This is a genomic window from Kineosporiaceae bacterium (assembly GCA_016713225.1).
Classification (GTDB): Bacteria; Actinomycetota; Actinomycetes; order Actinomycetales; family Kineosporiaceae; genus JADJPO01.
Window position 1 is genome coordinate 90,684 of the sequence record JADJPO010000001.1, and the last position, 18,235, is coordinate 108,918.

Below are 18,235 nucleotides of genomic sequence, written 5' to 3' on the forward strand. Positions count from 1 at the left end.
ATCGTCGTGGCCAGTCTCGCGACCCCTTGCCGCCGTTGCCGGGATGAGAGGAATCTTGACCGGTGGACCCGCAGGCCGAGCACGCCGCGCGCGTCGAGGCCGAGCAGCTGTCCCGACGCCTGACGGACCTGTATGACCTGACGACCCGGCTCGCGGCCGCCGGATCCACGACCGAGGTCGCCACGGCGATCATCGGAGCCTGCCTCCCGATGCTCGGGGCCTCGGCCGCGACGATCACGATCTATGACGGCGTCGGCCCACCTCGCCTGCTGGCCACGGTCGGGGTCGCCGGCGTCGAGGAGATCCTGTTCGGCGGATCCGATCCCGAGGACGAGGTCGGTGCCCGGGCCTATGCCGCACTGTCCGTGACCCGCTCCATCGTGGCCGAGCGGCGACCGGTGCTGGTGACCTCCGTTGCTGATCGGGTTGGCCGCTTTCCCGATCTGGTCGCCGAGGGCATCGTGCAGGAGGCGTGGTCGAACCTGCCTCTGACGGTGGGGGATCGCCTGGTGGGCATCCTCGCGTTCGGCTGGGATGCACCGCGCGCATTTGACGAGCCCGACATCGACTTCCTGTCGAGCATCGCCGCGCACTCCGCGATCGCGCTCGATCGCGCCCTGTCGCTGCGGGCTGCGGATTCGGCCCTCACGCGACTGCGCAAGCTGCAGGAGGTGACCGCAGGACTGGCGACCGCCGCCACGGTGGAGGAGATCGCCGGCGTCCTGGTCGAACGGGGCGTGCGGATGGTGGCGCCGCTCGGGGTGGTTGCCGTCCTCGATCACGAGGCACGGGTCTGGCGACGCCATGCCTCGCGCACCATGCCTCGACCGGTGGTCGAGCGGTTCGGTGTCATCCCGGTGGATCACTCGGACCTGACCCCGGTGACGGCGTGCGCGCAGTCCGGCCAACCGCTGACCTTCGAGAGCGTGGAGGACATCTCCGCTCAGTACCCGGAGTTCGCGCCCGAGTATCTGGCGACCGGGAGCAGGAGTCATCTGTGCGTGCCGATCATGATCGGCGATCGCTCGGTGGGCGCCCTGGGGTTCGGGTTCGAGAAGCCGGGACCGATCAGTGTCGAACGCCTACTGGTCGCCAAGACCCTGGCGTCGTTGGCCGGGCCCGCGCTCGAGCGGGCGGCGTTGTACGAGGCGGAATATCGCACGGCGCATCACCTTCAGGCTGCACTGCTCCCGGACCTGCCCGACAGCCTGCCGGGGGGACGGGCCGGTGGTTGCTACGTGCCCGCGACGTCCGGGCGCGAGATCGGCGGTGACTGGTACGACGTCTTCGAGACCCCGGGTAACCGGATCGGGCTGTGCGTCGGCGACGTCGTCGGGCACGATCTGGCAGCCACCACCGTGATGATGAAACTGCAGCCGCTGCTGCGATCCGTGGCCCAGACCGGCGCCGGTCCGGCGCAGGTGCTCGAGGCCCTGGACGCCGCCTGCGACCGCATCCCGGGAGTGCTGTGCAGCACGGTGGGCTGCGCGGACTACAGCGCGACGCTCGGGCTGTTGCGCATCTCGAGCGCCGGCCATCCCCCGGCCGTTCTCCTCACGCCCGGGCACGCCGCATTCCTCGAGGTGCCGCCCGGGCCTCCGTTGGGGGTGGCCGTCGAGCCGCGGCGCGATCACGAGTTCGTGCTGCCGGACGACGCGATGGTGGTCTGGTACTCCGACGGACTCATCGAACGCCGGCACCGCTCACTGGTGGACGGCCTGGCGGAGCTGTTGGCTGCGGCGACCGACATCGCGCAGGACTCGTCGTTCTCGCGCCTTGCGCCGCAAACCGTGGCCGAGCGGCTGCGGGACCGGCTCAGTACCGACAGTGCTGGTGCGGACGATCTGGTCGTGATATGCCTTGCGCTGCAACGGGAGACGATCGGCGAGGCCGGTGCGGTGTTCCGGACAAACCTGTCGTCGGTGGCGGAACTCCGCGAGATCCGCGAGCGTGTCCGGCATTGGGCAGAAGGCGCCAACGTCCGGCCCGACACCATCGATGGGTTGATCCAGGTCACCACCGAGATCGCGACGAATGCCCTGGAGCATCCCTGGGACGCCGACGACCCCCGGGCCGAACTCACCATCGACAAGGTCGATGTCGACCGGGTGCGCGTGCGGGCCGTGGATCGCGGTCGCTGGCGCACCACCGGCGACACCTCCGAACGCGGCCGAGGTCTGGCCATCGTCAGCGAACTCGCCCAGCACACCACGATCGAGCTGCGCGCGGACGGCACGCACGTCACCGCCGTCCTCCGCGACGCGGCCCTCCCGGACGACGGCGGCTGAGCGAGGTGACGAGGTCTCGGACTTTGCTGATGACTGTCGGGCTGGTGCCGGTCCTGGCTGCGTGTGTATCGCACAGCTGCACCGCCGTCGGCTGTTCCTCCCAGGTCTCGGTCGACCTGTCGCAGGTCGGAGCCCGGTTCGGCCGGCTCCCCGCGAACGTGACCCTCTGCGTCAATGGCGAATGCACCACCACCGCCGTCGAATTCACTGGCGCCGAAGCGCCTCGCCTCGTCCTCCACGATCTGCCGAGGTCACTCACCTCCGATGGGGGGAAGATCGCCACCACGGTGCGGATCGAACGCGACAGCGCGGTTCTGTTGGAGACAGCAGCCGAGGCGGAACTCACCAGACTCGTGCCCAACGGCGAACAGTGCGAACCCACCTGCTACGTGGCGTCGTTCGGGCTCGTCGGCACGCGACTCGAACGCCTGGGCGAGTCGACTCCCTGACAGCTTGCCTTCCGCCCGTCGAGGTGGTTCGGCGACCAGGCTGAGCTCGGTGGAGCTATGTGTAGTGGTATCGGGCCTGGAGGATGACGAGGTCGTCGCCGTCGACGAGGTAGACCAGGCGGTGTTCCTCGGTGATGCGGCGCGACCATGCGCCGGCGAGAACGTGGCGCAGGGGTTCGGGTTTCCCGATGCCGTCGGTGGGGTCGCGCAGGGCGTCCTCGATGAGCCGGTTGATCCGTTTCAGGACGGCACGGTCGGTGGTGAGCCAGGAGGTGTAGTCCTGCCACCCGTTGGGGGTGAAGACGAGTCTCACTCGGCGAGCTCATGAGCCTCGCGCTGGCCGGTCATGGCCTGGTGCAGGCTTTCGAGCAGTCGGTGCGCGTTCGCGGGGGCACGCAGGAGGTGCGCGGTCTCCTCGAGGGCGTCGTAGTCGGCTCGGGACATCAGGACGGCGTCGCCGTGCTTGGAGGTGATCTCGACGGGTGTGCGGTCGTCGTTGACCCGCTGGATGAGCGGGAACAGGTTCTTGCGGGCCTCGCTGGCGGTGATCGCCACGGCTACACCTCCGCGTGAGTAGTACAAGAAACGGTACCACTTGGGTCCTGGGCCGCGGTAGGACTCTGGGGCGCGGTCCCGCCGCAGGGCTGTTCCGCGGGATGGGGTTGCCGTCAGAGTCCACCCTCATGCTGGGATGGTCCGCCGGCGCCTGACGTTTCAGACTGCCGACCTGGCGCCAACGCGCGATCTCGAACGGAGTTGATCAACTGGCCGAAATGGCTGTGACCTGGGGTGATGTGGGTGGGCCTAGGAGGACTTGAACCTCCGACCTCTTCGTTATCAGCGAAGCGCTCTAACCGCCTGAGCTATAGGCCCGCTGCGCGAACGCGCCGTTGGAGACTACCGCAGCCACGGCAGACCACCCAAACCGATAGCGACGTCGCCCGCCCGGCACCTGCGGCTATGGGGAAGGAGTGGTGCACGTCGGTGCGTGGTCGACCTCGACCAGTGCCGCGTCGAAGGCGTCGAGGTGCTTCGGTGCTGCCGCGACCATGCCGGCCCATCGCTCGAGGTAGGCCTCGTTGTGCTCGTCGTGGGCCATCATGTCCAGGTGGGCCGACCAGTCGGCGACCACCGCGGCGGCAGCTCCCACGGCTCGGTCGACGATCTGGGCCGCGGCCACGCACGCGTCACCCTGACCGGCCGACCCCCCTGACGAGGTGCGGGATCGAGCGCTGGCGCAGGCGCCTTCGTCCTGGTCGTACCGCGTCTTGGCGCCGGCCCACCGCACCAGGTCCTGCGGGCCCTCGGCCTTGGTCTCCTTCCAGATGGCCTTGGCCTGGGCGGAGGTGACGGTGCCGCGGTCGAAACCCTGTTGCGCCCCCACGTGGCGCCCCCAGTGCAGGGCCGCCGCCCGGCCGGCGTCCAGCGTGAGCGCGGCAGACTGCAACTCGGTTTCACACTCCGCCCAGGTTCCGGACGACGCGACGCCTGCTGGGGTGGCGTCGATCGGGCCGCCGCGGGCAACACCCGGACCCGCCGAGGCGGTCGGGTGATGCGACACGGCGGACACGGGGTTGTCAGCGAGCGACGTCGGGGAGTCCCCGAGAGTGCCCCACAGTCCGACAGCGAAGAGGCCGAGGCCGATCGCTCCGGCGATCACGGCCATGGTCCGCAGCCCCCGGCGCGCAGTGGGGCGTGAAGCCGTCACGAAGAGTCCTCCTCGAAGAGATCTGGAGGACTCAGGGTAGGGATTCAGGCGCCTTCACCTGGGTTTACGGTGATGTTTCGCCCACGGTGGAACCCACGCTGGAACTACCGGTTCCCACTGATCGCGCTGAGTAACAGGTGCGCGAATGAGCTGATACCGAGTCAGTCGTCGGCGAGGGTGACGTTCAAGCCACCGACCAGGCTGCCGGCGATGTTGTACAGCACCGCCCCCAACGTGGTCAGGGCCATGATCGTCAACACGTTGAACACGGCCACCAGGGTGGCGAACGAGATCACGCGGCTGAGCCCGACGTAGTCGTAGAGGTCGAACTGCGACTTGACGCCACCGACGTCGCGCAGGGTGCCGTTGAGGGAGTCGAACACCCCCATGCCGTTGAGCACCTGCCAGAGGATCACCGTGGCCACCACCAGGGCGACCCCGAGCGCCACGGACAGCAGGAACGACAGCTTCAGCGCCGACCAGGGATCGACCCGAGCCAAGGTGAGGCGCACCGTGCGCGGCGCACCGACCGGTGCCGGTTGACCCACCGGGACGGGCGATCCGGGAGCCGGCTGCGGCATGCCCACGGGGCTGGGCACGGGGGCAGGCTTCACCGGGGGCGCACTCGACGGGGCCGGCGATCCGGCACCGGGCGGCACCGCGCCCATCGGACGGGTCGGGGCTGCCGGGGCAACGCGAGGCAGGTCATCGCGCACCGTGGTGGTGGCCGCGGGCCGCACCGTCTCGGTGGCCGCCTTCACCAACGGGGACGGTGCCGGACGCGCGGGTGAGGTGCTCGGGCTGCCCGACCCGCCGGGCTTGCCGGTCGGCGAGGGCTTCGGGGGGGCCGCCGCGGGTACCGCAGCCATCGGAACAGTGGCCCCCGCGGACGACGAGCCGGAATCACCCGACGACGGACGCCCTGCTCCGTTGGAAGAACCCGGGGAACCCCCCGGCGTCGGCTTGGTGGCGTCCTTGGCGGCCTCGCCGGGGGTACCCGGACGTGGGGAGACCTTGGGGGCCGTCCCCTGACGGGAACCCTGATCGGACGAACTCACCGCTCACCTCCGCGACGCTGACGTCTTCGACGGTACGGCACTGGGAGCCCCCGCCGTCGCTGATCACCCGGTTCAGCAAGCCATGCGCCATGTGACGGCACCGATGCTATCCGCTGCTGATGACCTTCCCCAGCCGTAGCCGGGGTCGGATTCACTCCTGCTCGGTGGACTCATCCGATCGGTCAGCGCCCGCCTCGGCCGTCTGATCGACCACCGCGTCCGTGTCGCCGACCTGCTCGGCGACCGGTTCGGTGCCCGGCTCGGCCTCGGCGTCGGCCTCGACCTCGGCCACGACCACACGCTCGCTGTTGCGGGCCACGGCGATGATCCGGTCACCGGCGTCCGGCTTGGCGAAGACCACACCCATGGTGTCGCGACCCTTGGCCGGCACCTCGGCCACCAGCGAGCGCACCACCTTGCCGCCCTCCATGACCACCAACACCTCGTCGTCCGCACCGACGATCATGGCGCCGACCAGGTCACCGCGCTCCTCGCTCAGCTTGGCCACCTTGATGCCCAGGCCACCGCGCGACTGCGAGCGGTACTGGTCGACCATGGTGCGCTTGGCATAGCCCTGCTCGGTGACGATGAAGACGAAGGCGTCGTCGGCGTCGCGCACGGCGTCCATCGACAACAACTGGTCGTCGCCGCGGAACCGCATGCCGGTCACGCCGGACGTCGCGCGCCCCATCGGACGCAGCGCCTCGTCGTGGGCGGTGAACCGCACCGACATGCCCTTGCGCGAGACCAGCAGGATGTCGGCGCCGTCGTCGACCAGGCGAGCCGAGACCAGCTCGTCGCCGTCCAGCAGGTTGATCGCGATCACACCGCCGGAGCGGTTGGAGTCGTAGTCGGCCAGCCGGGTCTTCTTGACCCGGCCACCGCGGGTGGCCAGCACCAGGTACGGCGCCGCCTCGTAGTTCTCCAGGTCCATCACCTGGGCGATGGTCTCGCCGGGCTGGAACGCGAGCAGGTTGGCCACGTGCTGGCCCTTGGCGTCGCGCCCACCCTCGGGCAGCTCGTAACCCTTGGCCCGGTACACCCGGCCCAGGTTGGTGAAGAACAGCAACCAGTGGTGGGTGGTGGTGACGAAGAAGTGCTCGACCACGTCGTCGCTGCGCAACTGCGCGCCGCGCACACCCTTACCGCCGCGGTGCTGGGCGCGGTAGTTGTCGCTGCGGGTGCGCTTGGCGTACCCGTCGCGGGTGATCGTGACCACGACCTCCTCGACGGGGATCAGGTCCTCGGCGTCCATGTCGCCCTCGAAGGGCACGATCTGGGTGCGCCGGACGTCGCCGTGGCGGTCGACGATCTCGGCCAGCTCCTCGGAGATGATCGTGCGCTGCCGCAACGGGGAGGCCAGGATGTCGCGGTAGTCGGCGATCAGGGTCTCGAGCTCGGCCAACCGGTTGATGATCTCCTGCCGCTCCAGGGCCGCCAGGCGCCGCAGCTGCAGGTTGAGGATGGCCAGGGCCTGTTCCTCGTCGATCTCGAGCAGGTCCATCAGGCCCGAGCGCGCGGCCTCGGCGGACGGCGAGCGCCGGATCAGCGCGATCACCTCGTCGAGGGCGTCGAGCGCCTTCACGTAACCGCGGTAGATGTGGGCCTGCCGCTCGGCCTCGTTGAGCAGGTACTGGGTGCGCCGCACGATGACGTCGATCTGGTGGTCGACCCAGTAGCGGACGAACTTGTCCAGGCTGAGGGTGCGCGGCACGTTGTCGACCAGGGCGAGCATGTTCGCCCCGAAGGTCTCCTGCAGCTGGGTGTGCTTGTAGAGGTTGTTCAGCACCACCTTGGCCACGGCGTCACGCTTGAGCACGACCACCATGCGCAGCCCGCCGGTGCGGCTGGAGGTGTCGTCGCGCAGGTCGGCGATGCCGGCGACCTTGCCGCTGACCGCCAGCTCACCGATCTTCACCATCAGGTTGTCGGGGTTGACCATGTACGGCAGCTGGGTGATCACCAGACAGGTCCGGCCCTGGATCTCCTCCACCTCGACCTTGGCGCGCATCGTGATCGCGCCGCGGCCGGTGCGATAGGCGTCCTCGATGCCCCGGGTGCCCATGATCAGGCCGTAGGTCGGGAAGTCCGGACCCTTGATGCGCAACAGCAGTTGGCCGAGCAGCTCGTCCTCGCCGGCGTCCGGGTTGGCCAGTAACCACTGGACGCCGTCCGCGACCTCGCGCAGGTTGTGCGGCGGGATGTTGGTCGCCATGCCGACCGCGATCCCGGTGGAGCCGTTGACCAGCAGGTTGGGGAACCGGCTGGGCAGGATCACCGGCTCCTGGGTGCGCCCGTCGTAGTTCGGCTTGAAGTCGACGGTCTGCTTGTCGATGTCGCGGACCATCTCCATGGCCAGCGGGGCCAGACGGCACTCGGTGTACCGCATCGCGGCAGCCGGGTCGTTGCCGGGCGAACCGAAGTTGCCCTGGCCGTCGACCAGCGGGTAGCGCAGCGACCACGGCTGGGCCAGGCGCACCAAGGTGTCGTAGATCGCCGAGTCACCGTGCGGGTGGTACTGCCCCATGACGTCACCGACGACGCGGGAGCACTTGGAGTACCCCCGGTCGGGGCGGTAGCCGCCGTCGTACATCGCGTAGAGCACCCGGCGGTGTACCGGCTTCAAACCGTCCCGGACGTCGGGCAGCGCGCGCCCGACGATCACGCTCATCGCATAGTCGAGGTAGGAGCGCTGCATCTCCAGCTGCAGGTCGATGGCCTCGACCCGGTTGCCGCCGTCGGCGTCGCTGGTGATGTCGCCGGTGCCGATGCCGCCAGGGCTGGTGGTGCCGGCCGGCGGGTCCTGCGGGGGCTGCGGGGGCTGCTCGGTCACGGGAATCCTCTACTCGCGCAAGGGTTTTCAGCAGTATTCGGTCGTTCTGCGCCGATGTTTCACGGGAAACATCCGGACCTGAGCCATCAAATGTCGAGGAAACGGACATCCTTGGCGTTGCGTTGAATGAACGAACGTCGCGACTCGACGTCCTCGCCCATCAGCACCGAGAACACCTCGTCGGCGGCGGCCGCGTCGTCCAGGGTCACCTGCCGCAGGATGCGGTGCGCCGGGTCCATCGTGGTCTCCCACAACTCGTCGGCGTTCATCTCGCCCAGACCCTTGTAGCGCTGGATGCCCTCTTCCTTGGGCAGCTTCTTGGCCCGGGCCAGGCCGTCGGCCACCACGGCGTCCCGCTCACGGTCGCTGTAGACGTAGTCCGGCTCGGACTTGTTCCACTTGATCTTGTACAGCGGTGGGGCGGCCAGGTAGACGTACCCGCCGTCCACGAGGGGGCGCATGAACCGGAACAGCAGCGTCAGCAGCAGCGTGGTGATGTGCTGACCGTCGACGTCGGCGTCCGCCATCAGGACGATCTTGTGATAACGCAGCTTCTCGAGGTCGAAGTCCTCGCCGACCCCGGTACCGAAGGCGCTGATCAGCGCCTGCACCTCGGTGTTGGCCATGACCTTGTCGATCCGGGCCTTCTCGACGTTCAGGATCTTGCCGCGGATCGGCAGGATCGCCTGGGTGCGCGGGTCGCGGCCCATCTTGGCCGAGCCGCCGGCGGAGTCACCCTCGACGATGTAGATCTCGGATTCCTCGGGGTTGGTCGACTGGCAGTCGGCCAGCTTGCCGGGTAGGCCGCCACCGCCCATCAGGCCCTTGCGCCGGGTGGCCTCCCGGGCCTTGCGGGCCGCCATCCGCGCCGCGGCGGCCTGCACCGACTTGTTGATCACCATCTTGGCGTCGCGCGGGTGGGAGTCGAGCCAGTCGGTGAGGTGCTGCCGGACGACGCGCTGCACGAAGGTCTTGGCCTCGGTGTTGCCCAGCTTGGTCTTGGTCTGGCCCTCGAACTGCGGCTCACCCAGCTTGATCGAGACCACCGCGGTCAAGCCCTCACGGATATCGTCGCCGGTGAGGTTGTCGTCCTTCTCCTTGAGCAGCTTCTGGTCGCGGGCGTACTCGTTGACCAGCGTGGTCAACGCCGCCCGGAAGCCCTCCTCGTGGGTGCCGCCCTCGTGGGTGTTGATGGTGTTGGCGTAGGTGTGCACGCTCTCGGAGTACGCCGTCGTCCACTGCATGGCGATCTCGACGCTCAACCGGCGCTCGGCGTCCTCGGCCTCGAAGTCGATGATCTCGTCGTGCACCGCCTCGGACTTCTTGCTCGTGTTGAGGTGCCGCACGTAGTCGACCAGGCCACCGTCGTACCGGAAGTTCGCGGACGGCGCGGTGCCCTCGTCGTCGGCGTGGTCGGGGCGCTCGTCGACCAGGGTGATCTGCAGGCCCTTGTTCAGGAAGGCCATCTGCTGGAACCGCGACCGCAGCGTCTCGAAGTCGAAGACCGTGGTCTCGAAGATCTCGGTGCTGGGCCAGAACGTCACGGTGGTGCCGGTGAGTTCGGTCGCCTCACCCTGCGCCAGCGGCGCCACCGGGACGCCGGTGCGGTAGGACTGCCGCCAGGTCGAGCCCTCGCGACGCACCTCGACGTCGACCCGGTCGCTCAGCGCGTTGACCACGGAGACCCCGACGCCGTGCAGACCGCCGGAGACCGCGTAGCCACTGCCGCCGAACTTGCCGCCGGCGTGCAGCACGGTCAGCACCACCTCGACAGCGGGCTTGCCCTCGGACTCGACGATGTCGACCGGGATGCCTCGGCCGTTGTCGACCACCCGGACACCGCCGTTGGCGAGCAGGCTCACCTCGATGGTGTCGCAGTAGCCCGCGAGGGCCTCGTCGACAGCGTTGTCCACGACCTCGTAGACCAAGTGGTGCAACCCGCGTTCACCGGTCGAGCCGATGTACATCCCGGGACGTTTCCGGACCGCCTCGAGCCCCTCGAGCACCGTGATGGCACTGGCGTCATAGTCGCTGTGGCCGTTGGATCCGGACGACCCGGCGGAATCCGGGGTCTTCGCCGGGGTGGTTTCGCTGATCTGATCGGTCACAGGTGGTCGGGCTCCTGACGGGGTCGTCGGGGACGAGATCTCGGACGAAGCCCCCGGCATTGGTGGGACGGTCGATGTCACCGCTGTCGGACGCCACGGAGCCGTCGTCCAGGGGTGCCGAACACGACCGTCCGGTCTGCCGTCATCTTACCGTGGCCGGGCCCCTCGGCCTGCGTTGTCCACAGCCCTGGAGCAGCATGTCTGGCTGCCACTGACGCGACGACAGATCGGGCTGTGACTCCCTCTACGTACCTACCCGTTTCAGGGCCTCACGAGGCCGCACACGTGGCGGGCGAGAACCGCACGAAAAGGTCGTGGCCGGAGGTCAACGGCACGTCCACGCCAGGTACAACGCAGGTCTTGTTGTGGTGTACATCCGCCCGAATGCGACGATTCTCATGGTCGACTCATGGTCTGCGGGGGTGATCACTGTTTCGCTGGGGTGATCTCGTAGAAGGGGAGCACCTCATGAGAACCCTGCGCGCCGTCATGGCCTCCGTCGTCGTGTCCGCTGCCTGCTGTGCAGCCGCCGTCCCCGTGGAGGCCGCGGTGGCGGCCCCGAGCGCCGCCACGGTGGTCTCGAGCGCCGCCACGGTGGTCTCGACCGTGGGCCGCGACTGGACCGGCACGTACACCAAGGGCAGTTCCAGCGGCACGGCGAAGTTCACCGCGGTGCGGGCCATCGGCTTCGGCTCGATGCGCGGCTACATCGGCAACCTGGTCATGGGGGGCACGACCCGGCTGGGCGGCGAGTACTGGAGCACGCAGGCCCCCGGCCAGCGCTTCGTGTACTGGAACAACACCACCACAGGGGCCACCGGCATGTCCGCCACCCTCACCGTGGTCGATGCGACGACCGAGTCCGGCCCGGTGACCTGGTACGACGCCCGAGGAAACGTGACGGCTACCGGCACGCTGACGATTCACTGAGCCGACTCAGCCGTAGGTGTCCCGGGGGCCCACCCCACCCGGCGCGACCCAGGCACCCTTGCGCCAGGACGGCGCGTTCGGACCCTGCACGACGATCCGGTCGACGACGCCCTCGCCCACCTCCTCGGTGAGCCGGCGCATGATCGTCGGAACCAGCAGCCGCAACTGCGTGGCCCAGGTGGTCGAGTCGGCGCGCACCGTCAGCACGCCGTCCGAGAACGTCTCGGGATGGCAGTGGGCGGCGATCTCCTCACCCACCACCGCCGCCCAGCGGCCGATCACCCCGCCCACCGCGACTGGCGCCTGCCAGCCGCGGTCGGTCACCAACCGGTCGATCCCGGTTCCGATCAGCTGCGGGTCACGGGCATCGGGGCGGGCGCCGGACCGCAGCGGTCCCGCGCCGTCGCCGCGGGCCGCAGCCCGGGACGCCGCGCGCTGGGCCGCCGCCGAACCGGGTGGTGCCCCCGGCGATCCCGGGCGCAGACCCCGTTCCCGGGCCGCGGCCCGGACCCGGTTCAGCGCCAGCCGGACCGGGTCGTCCTCGATGTCCGGGGTGCCGGCCGCTGGCTGCTGGTCCGGCTGCTGGTCCGGCTGCTGGTTTGGTTGGTGGTTCGGCTGGTGAGGAGGCTGGTCACCGGACACGGTTCACCTCGCCGCCCATCACGTCGATCCGCGCGCCCTCCAGCAACTGCGGGACGTCGTCCGGCACCGCCGCGGTGATCAGCACCTGCTCGGCGCCGGCGACCAACTCGGCCAGCCGGGTGCGGCGTCCGGCATCGAGCTCGGCGAACACGTCGTCCAGGATCAGCACCGGTTCGCCGTCACCGTCCCCGCTGGTGTCGGCGCGCAACAGCTCGTACGAGGCCAGCCGCAGTGCGAGCGCGTACGACCACGACTCGCCGTGGCTGGCATACCCCTTGGCCGGCACGATCATGGTCGAGCCCCCGGCCCCGGTGATGGCCCCGGCTCCGACCGAGCTGCCGCCGAAGTCGAGCGAGAGCACCAGATCGTCGCGGTGGGGGCCCACCAGGCTCACGCCGCGCTCGAGCTCGCGCGGGCGTACCCGGGCCAGGGCCTCGAGCAGTCGCGCGGCGAGCAGGTCACGATGTCGATCGGCCGGGGGCAGGTCGACCGTGACGTCCTCACCCAGGCTGGAGCGGTAGTCGATGCGGGCCACGCCCTGCCCGCCCGAGACATCCAGGTAGGCCTTCTCGACCAGTGGCTGCAGCAGGTGCACCAGGTGCAGCCTGCCGGCCAGCAGTTCGGCACCCGCGGTGGCCAGGTGGGCGTCCCAGACGTCGAGGGTCCGGACGTCGCCGCGGCCGGCGCGCATCGAGGCGCCGGCCGACTTCAGCAGCGCATTGCGTTGTTTGAGCACCTTGTCGACCTCGGCCCGCACCCCGGCGAACCGCGGCGCCCGGGCCACCAGCAGGTCGTCCATGAACCGGCGCCGACCGTCGGGGTCGCCCTTGACCAGGCTGAGGTCCTCGGGAGCGAACAGCACCGTGCGCAACATGCCGAGCACCTCCCGCGGCCGCGGCACCGGCGCCCGGTTGATCCGGGCCCGGTTGGCCGACCCGGGCACGATCTCGAGCTCGACCAGGGTGTCGCGCCCCGCGCGGGCGATCGCCGTCCGCACCACCGCCCGGCCGGCCCCGATCCGCACCAGTGGCGCATCGTTGGGCACCCGGTGGCTCGACAGCGCCGCCACGTAGCCGATCGCCTCGACCAGGTTGGTCTTACCCTGCCCGTTCGGACCGATCAGTGCACTGACGCCGCCGTCCAACGGCAGCTCGACCGTCGCGTACGACCGGAAGTCGCTCAGCGAGAGGTGGGTGACGTGCACCCCGCCATCCTCTCGCGCTCGGCCGGGCTGTGCGGCGCCGTCGGCCGCGTCCGTCGTCCTACTCGGTCTTCTGGACGGCGCCCGCGCCGGACGTCGGACCGGCGGTGGTCACCGCGTGGCCACCGAACTGGTTGCGCAGCGCGGCGACCGCCTTCATCGCGGGGGAGTCCTCCTGGCGCGAGGCGAACCGGGCGAACAGCGCCGCCGAGATCACCGGCATCGGCACCGAGTTGGCGATGGCCTCCTCGACCGTCCAGCGGCCCTCGCCGGAGTCGTTCACATAGCCCTTGATGTCGTCCAGGTTCGGGTCGGTCTCGAGGGCCTTGACCAGCAGGTCGAGCAGCCACGATCGCACCACGGTGCCGCGGGTCCAGGCCTGGAAGCAGCCGTGCACGTCGGTGACGATGTCCTTGGCGGCCAACAGTTCATAGCCCTCGGCGTAGGCCTGCATCAGGCCGTACTCGATGCCGTTGTGCACCATCTTCGCGTAGTGGCCGGCGCCGACCGCCCCGGCGTGCACGAAACCCTCCTCGCGCGGGCCCTCGGGGCGCAGCGCGTCGAAGACCGGCATCGCCCGCTCGACCAGCGTGGCGTCCCCACCGACCATCAGGCCGTAGCCGTTGTCCAGTCCCCAGACCCCGCCGGAGACTCCACAGTCGAGGTAGCCGATGCCGCGCTCGGCCAGCGAGGCCGCGTTGACCGTGTCGTCGGTGAAGCGGGAGTTGCCGCCCTCGATGACCAGATCGCCCTCGGCGAGGTGCTGCTTCAGTGCGGCCACGGTGTCGGTGGTGGGCGTGCCGTGCGGGACCATGATCCACACGATCCGGGGCGCCGGCAGCGCGGCGACCAGGGCCTCGATCGAGTCGACGTCCCGCACCTCGGGGTTGAAATCAAAGCCGGTGACCTCGAGTCCCGCGCGACGCAGCCGGGTGCGCATGTTGCCACCCATCTTGCCCAGACCGACCAGACCGATGTGCACGCTGGAGCCCCTCTTCATCGACTTCTGCTGTCAACTTCGCTGTGAGTTCCGACCCGGACGACGCGTCGCGGCTCGAGTGGAATCGTGTGCTGCCGATGGTGCCGGGTCGGGGTGGCTCGAGGGTGCTCGCCGCGCCTCAGCTGTTCAGCCGGACCGGCAGCACGAGATAGCGGAAGCTCACGTCGTGCTCACCGGCGGCCGAGATGACCACCGGTTTGGTGGGCTGGGTGAACGTCAACCGGGTGGCGTCCCCGACCACGCCGGACAGGCCCTCGAGCAGGTACTGCGGGTTGAACGCGAGCACGACCTCATCGCCGGACAGCTCGGCCTCGACGGCCTCGGAGGCCTGGGCGTCCTCGCCCTGACCCGCCTCGAGCACGATGGCGCCGTCCCCGAACCGCAGCCGGACGGCGGCGTGGCGGCCCGCGACCAGCGAGACCCGTCGGGCGGCCTCGGCCAAGGCGGAGGTGGAGACCTCGGCCGAGCCGAGGTGCTCGCTGGGGAACAGGCCGAGCACCTGGGGGTACTCGCCGTCCATGAGCAGCGAGGTGGTGCGGCGTCCGCCGGCCTCGAAACCGATCAGCTCGCCGGCGCCGTCCGCGGGCAGGGCGAGGGTGACGTCGCCGATGGCACCGAGCGCCTTGGAGACCTCGGACAGCGTGCGGGCGCGCACCAACGCCGTCGCCTGGACACCGGGGGTGGCCGGGCGCCAGGGCAGGGTGCGCACGGCCAGGCGGTAGCGGTCGGTCGCCATCAGGGTGAGCTTCTCGCCGTCGATGACGGCCTGGATGCCGGTCAGCACCGGGCGGGTGTCATCGCGGCTGGCGGCGACTGTGACCTGGGCGACGGCCTGGGTGAGGTCGTGGCCGCCGACCACGCCGGCGGCCTCCGGCATGGTGGGCAGGCTCGGGTAGTCGTCGACCGGCATGGTCAGCAAGGTGAACCGGCTGGCGCCGCAGGTGAGCTCGACCCGGGAACCGTCGGTGGCGACGTCCACCGGCCAGTTCGGCAGCGAGCGCGAGATGTCGGCGAGCAGTCGGCCCGAGACCAGCACGGTGCCGGGATCGGCCACGTCCGCAGCGACCTCGATGCGAGCCGAGACCTCGTAGTCGAAGCTGCTCAGCCTCAGCACGCCATCAGCGGACGCCTCGAGCAGCAGACCGGCCAGCACCGGCACGGGCGGGTTGGTCGGCAGCGCACGGGCCACCCAGGTGACTGCCTCGGCCAGGACATCACGCTCGACCCGGAACTTCACGACCTCCGCCTTTCTGCGCCGCTGCGACGGGCCGATCCCTGATCCGGCGCCGGATGGCCGGTGCCAGGGGATGACGTCGTCCGCACGGATGACTGCTCGACGTGCCGGTGCCTCGGGGAAGTGGGCCGGGGGCTGATGCTGCTGCAGCGGTCCGGAGGCCGGCTCGGCACGACAGTACGCGAGTCGGCTCGACCAGGTGAAGCCGAGCCGGAAGGACAGGACATCCGGGGGAGGGCGGTTGTCCTCGGAGTAGGTGTGACCGTCCGGGGGCGCACCGGATCTCGCACGGATCCGGCACGGGATCTCGAACGGGGTCTCACGGGATCACGGAGCGGTCCATGTGGGCGGGCGATTCATCAAGTCATCTCTCTCTCGGGTTTGTCATAGGGGGTGTGGGCCCTGTGGGTAACCCGGTATCGGCGCAGGTCAGACGGAAGATGAGGGTGTCGACCGACGGTGGATGGCCACGTCTCGGCGGTGGATTGCGGCTCGAGAACTCCATCTCCTGCCCAACGGGCCGTCGGGGTGTGCACACCGTTCGGACGCGGGCCCACACCCGAACCCTGGTCGTCCCCGCGGCGTCCACAGTCTGTCCACCGGGTGCGCGGAGGGTCCGCACGCCGGATCGGGACGGGTGCGATGTACGGACAGTTATCGGTCGACCGCAAACTATCCACAGGGTTGTCCCCAAACTGTGCATGAAACGATGTCTCGGTCCTTCCGGACACATGGTGTTATGAACGGTGACCATATGTGCTCGAGTGCGGCGAAAAGCCATGTATCAGGGCGTTGCGCCACCCCGTTCGGGCGTGAGGGACCACACAGTGCATCCAGGTTGCGACGGCAGCGCCCGGCTGCATGACGTCGAAAGGACAGGAATCAGTGTCGTCGACCGCCGGGACACCGAGCGGCGACCTGTGGACAACTCGGGTTGAGCTGTTACCCAGGGTTGTCAGGAGCGCGAGGACTGCCGGATCCGGTTGGTGAGCTCGGTGACCTCGGTGTAGGTCTTGCGCCGCTCAGCCATCAGATGACGGATCTTGCGGTCGGCGTGGATCACCGTGGTGTGGTCGCGCCCACCGAAGTGCTGACCGATCTTGGGCAGCGACAGGTCGGTGAGTTCCCGGCACAGGTACATCGCAATCTGGCGGGCATTGACGAGCACGCGCGAGCGTGAGGAGCCGCAGAGGTCCTCGATGGTCAGCTCGAAGTAGGCGGCCGTCTGGGCCATGATCGTCGCTGCGGTGATCACGGGGGTGTCGTCCGCGGGGATCAGGTCCTTCAGGACGATCTCGGCCAGTGCCAGGTCGACCTGCTGCCGGTTGAGGCTGGCGAACGCCGTCACGCGGATCAGGGCGCCCTCGAGCTCGCGGATGTTCGTCGAGATCTTGCTCGCGATGTACTCCAGGACGTCGTCACGCACCTCGAGGCGCTCGCCGATCGCCTTCTTGCGCAGGATGGCTATCCGGGTTTCGGGCTCCGGGGGCTGCACGTCGGTGATCAGGCCCCACTCGAACCGGGACCGCATCCGCTCCTCGAAACCGGCCAACTGCTTGGGCGGCAGGTCCGAGGTGATCACGACCTGCTTGTTCGCGTTGTGCAAGGTGTTGAACGTGTGGAAGAACTCCTCCTGCGTCTGCACCTTGCCCTGCAGGAACTGGATGTCGTCGATCAGCAGCACGTCGACGTCGCGGTAGCGGCGCTGGAACGAACTCGCCTTGTCGTCGCGGATGCTGTTGATGAAGTCGTTGGTGAACTCCTCCGAGTTCACGTACCGCACCCGGACGCCGGGGTAGAGGTTTGTGGCGTAGTGCCCGATGGCGTGCAACAGGTGGGTCTTGCCCAGACCGGACTCGCCGTAGACGAACAACGGGTTGTAGGCCTTGGCCGGTGCCTCGGCCACGGCGACCGCCGCCGCATGGGCGAACCGGTTGCTCGCGCCGGGCACGAAGTTCTCGAAGGTGTACTTCGGGTTGAGCCGGCTCGGCTCGCCCGGGAGGACGCGTGCCGCGCTGCGTCCGGTGCTGGTGCGCAGCAGATCGGGCCGGGTGCCGTCGTAGGTGGGGACGACGTCCGGCACGTCGGAGCGGCCGTTCTCGACGCTGCGGGAGTCGGTCGTCGGGGCGGTGCGTGCGCCGGCGTCCCTGACGTCGATGACCTCGGCGTGGTGCACCGAGCGCTCGTCGTCCTCGTCATCGCCGGCCTGTTCGGACAGCGAGCTGTCGACCGTCACCGCGAGACGGACCGGATGCCCCAGTTCGGTGGCCAGAGCGCCGGTGATGGCGTCGCGCATCCGATGCTCGAGCACTTCCTTGGTGAGCTCATTGGGTGCCGCGAGCAGCGCGGTGCCGTCCAAGAGACCGACCGGGCGGGTGAGCCGGACGAAGGCGCGCTGCTGGGAGCTGACGCCGAGGGAGTCGAGGGTGGCCAAGGCGCGACGCCATACGGACGGGAAATCGGCTCCGCTCGTCACGCTGGCACCCTCCTGGCTCGGGGACGGCCACAGCAGTCCACACAGTTGTCCACAGCCTGTGCACGAGAGTTGGCCGTCCGTTGCCAAGCGGGCGGAGCGACTCCCCCAGGTTGCGTCCTCCGGCGGGCCGCCGGGGAATCGGAGCCTACGTCCGAGTCCTCAGGGGGTCGCACCCAGTCGCTCCGTTGTCTGTTCTTTTTCGAACTCCAACGGCGTGTCGGGGACTTCCCTCGGCCAGCACCACAGGACCATAGCCTGTTGGCCATCCTCCCGGTGGCCGGACGCGAATCATACTCTCAGTTGTTATC

The 18,235-nt window shown here is 69.3% G+C and carries 15 protein-coding genes and 1 tRNA gene; 4 read left to right on the forward strand and 12 right to left on the reverse strand.

Going from position 1 to position 18,235, the window contains the following annotated elements; translation table 11 throughout:
- Nucleotides 1-62 precede the first annotated feature (62 nt).
- Nucleotides 63-2,288 carry a SpoIIE family protein phosphatase gene (locus tag IPK24_00385; GenBank protein MBK8074031.1) on the forward strand — a complete coding sequence of 742 codons (2,226 nt, stop codon included), beginning with the start codon at nucleotides 63-65 and terminating at the stop codon, nucleotides 2,286-2,288.
- Nucleotides 2,289-2,446: 158 nt separating this feature from the next.
- The gene (locus IPK24_00390) at nucleotides 2,447-2,737 is read left to right on the forward strand and encodes a hypothetical protein (protein ID MBK8074032.1); all 291 of its coding nucleotides are present in this window, start codon (nucleotides 2,447-2,449) and stop codon (nucleotides 2,735-2,737) included.
- Between the two features lie 55 nt (nucleotides 2,738-2,792).
- On the opposite strand, the gene IPK24_00395 is transcribed toward IPK24_00390, so the two are convergent.
- The 5 genes from IPK24_00395 to IPK24_00415 all read right to left on the reverse strand — a co-directional run bounded on the left by IPK24_00395 (nucleotide 2,793) and on the right by IPK24_00415 (nucleotide 5,113).
- Complete coding sequence (locus IPK24_00395) at nucleotides 2,793-3,050, reverse strand: Txe/YoeB family addiction module toxin (GenBank protein MBK8074033.1); 258 nt, start codon at nucleotides 3,048-3,050, stop codon at nucleotides 2,793-2,795.
- Nucleotides 3,047-3,292, reverse strand: a complete 246-nt coding sequence (locus IPK24_00400) for a type II toxin-antitoxin system prevent-host-death family antitoxin (GenBank protein MBK8074034.1) — start codon at nucleotides 3,290-3,292, stop codon at nucleotides 3,047-3,049. Before IPK24_00400 ends, IPK24_00395 begins: the two co-directional genes overlap by 4 nt.
- A 244-nt stretch (nucleotides 3,293-3,536) precedes the next feature.
- Nucleotides 3,537-3,610, reverse strand: a tRNA-Ile gene (locus IPK24_00405).
- Nucleotides 3,611-3,695: 85 nt separating this feature from the next.
- Complete coding sequence (locus IPK24_00410) at nucleotides 3,696-4,445, reverse strand: hypothetical protein (protein ID MBK8074035.1); 750 nt, start codon at nucleotides 4,443-4,445, stop codon at nucleotides 3,696-3,698.
- A 161-nt stretch (nucleotides 4,446-4,606) separates the two neighbouring features.
- On the reverse strand, nucleotides 4,607-5,113 hold the full coding sequence (locus IPK24_00415) for a DUF3566 domain-containing protein (GenBank protein ID MBK8074036.1): 507 nt from the start codon (nucleotides 5,111-5,113) through the stop codon (nucleotides 4,607-4,609).
- Between IPK24_00415 and IPK24_00420 the strand changes: the two genes are divergently transcribed.
- Nucleotides 5,025-5,477, forward strand: coding sequence for a hypothetical protein (locus tag IPK24_00420; protein ID MBK8074037.1), 453 nt, complete (start codon nucleotides 5,025-5,027; stop codon nucleotides 5,475-5,477). The two genes, IPK24_00415 and IPK24_00420, sit on opposite strands and share 89 nt — an antisense overlap.
- A gap of 177 nt (nucleotides 5,478-5,654) precedes the next feature.
- Here the strand turns inward: IPK24_00420 and gyrA are convergent, their stop codons facing one another.
- Together gyrA and gyrB are read right to left on the reverse strand one after the other, a co-directional pair.
- Nucleotides 5,655-8,336: a DNA gyrase subunit A gene (gene gyrA, locus IPK24_00425; GenBank protein MBK8074038.1), complete on the reverse strand. Its 2,682-nt coding sequence runs from the start codon at nucleotides 8,334-8,336 to the stop codon at nucleotides 5,655-5,657.
- Nucleotides 8,337-8,422: 86 nt separating this feature from the next.
- On the reverse strand, nucleotides 8,423-10,504 hold the full coding sequence (gyrB, locus tag IPK24_00430) for a DNA topoisomerase (ATP-hydrolyzing) subunit B (protein ID MBK8074039.1): 2,082 nt from the start codon (nucleotides 10,502-10,504) through the stop codon (nucleotides 8,423-8,425).
- 408 nt (nucleotides 10,505-10,912) lie between these two features.
- On the opposite strand from gyrB, the gene IPK24_00435 reads away from it, so the two are divergent.
- Nucleotides 10,913-11,374 (forward strand): hypothetical protein, encoded by a 462-nt coding sequence (locus IPK24_00435; GenBank protein MBK8074040.1) that lies wholly within the window; start codon nucleotides 10,913-10,915, stop codon nucleotides 11,372-11,374.
- Between the two features lie 6 nt (nucleotides 11,375-11,380).
- Here IPK24_00435 and IPK24_00440 read toward each other — a convergent pair whose 3' ends face one another.
- The 5 genes from IPK24_00440 to dnaA all read right to left on the reverse strand — a co-directional run bounded on the left by IPK24_00440 (nucleotide 11,381) and on the right by dnaA (nucleotide 17,927).
- Nucleotides 11,381-11,920 (reverse strand): DUF721 domain-containing protein, encoded by a 540-nt coding sequence (locus IPK24_00440; GenBank protein ID MBK8074041.1) that lies wholly within the window; start codon nucleotides 11,918-11,920, stop codon nucleotides 11,381-11,383.
- Between the two features lie 85 nt (nucleotides 11,921-12,005).
- Nucleotides 12,006-13,220, reverse strand: a complete 1,215-nt coding sequence (gene recF, locus IPK24_00445; protein ID MBK8074042.1) for a DNA replication/repair protein RecF — start codon at nucleotides 13,218-13,220, stop codon at nucleotides 12,006-12,008.
- A gap of 58 nt (nucleotides 13,221-13,278) precedes the next feature.
- The gene (gene gnd, locus IPK24_00450) at nucleotides 13,279-14,199 is read right to left on the reverse strand and encodes a decarboxylating 6-phosphogluconate dehydrogenase (GenBank protein MBK8074043.1); all 921 of its coding nucleotides are present in this window, start codon (nucleotides 14,197-14,199) and stop codon (nucleotides 13,279-13,281) included.
- Between the two features lie 136 nt (nucleotides 14,200-14,335).
- Entirely contained in the window at nucleotides 14,336-15,454 is a 1,119-nt protein-coding gene (gene dnaN, locus IPK24_00455) for a DNA polymerase III subunit beta (protein ID MBK8074044.1), read from the reverse strand.
- A 952-nt stretch (nucleotides 15,455-16,406) separates the two neighbouring features.
- Nucleotides 16,407-17,927 (reverse strand): chromosomal replication initiator protein DnaA, encoded by a 1,521-nt coding sequence (gene dnaA, locus IPK24_00460; protein MBK8074045.1) that lies wholly within the window; start codon nucleotides 17,925-17,927, stop codon nucleotides 16,407-16,409.
- Nucleotides 17,928-18,235: the final 308 nt, after the last annotated feature.

Excerpts from the sequence above, each read along its gene's own strand:
- IPK24_00420 (MBK8074037.1), top strand. The coding sequence starts at position 5,025 with ATGCCCACGGGGCTGGGCACGGGGGCAGGCTTCACCGGGGGCGCACTC.
- IPK24_00415 (MBK8074036.1), bottom strand. The coding sequence starts at position 5,113 with ATGGGCGCGGTGCCGCCCGGTGCCGGATCGCCGGCCCCGTCGAGTGCG.
- gyrB (MBK8074039.1), bottom strand. The coding sequence starts at position 10,504 with ATGCCGGGGGCTTCGTCCGAGATCTCGTCCCCGACGACCCCGTCAGGA.
- IPK24_00435 (MBK8074040.1), top strand. The coding sequence starts at position 10,913 with ATGAGAACCCTGCGCGCCGTCATGGCCTCCGTCGTCGTGTCCGCTGCC.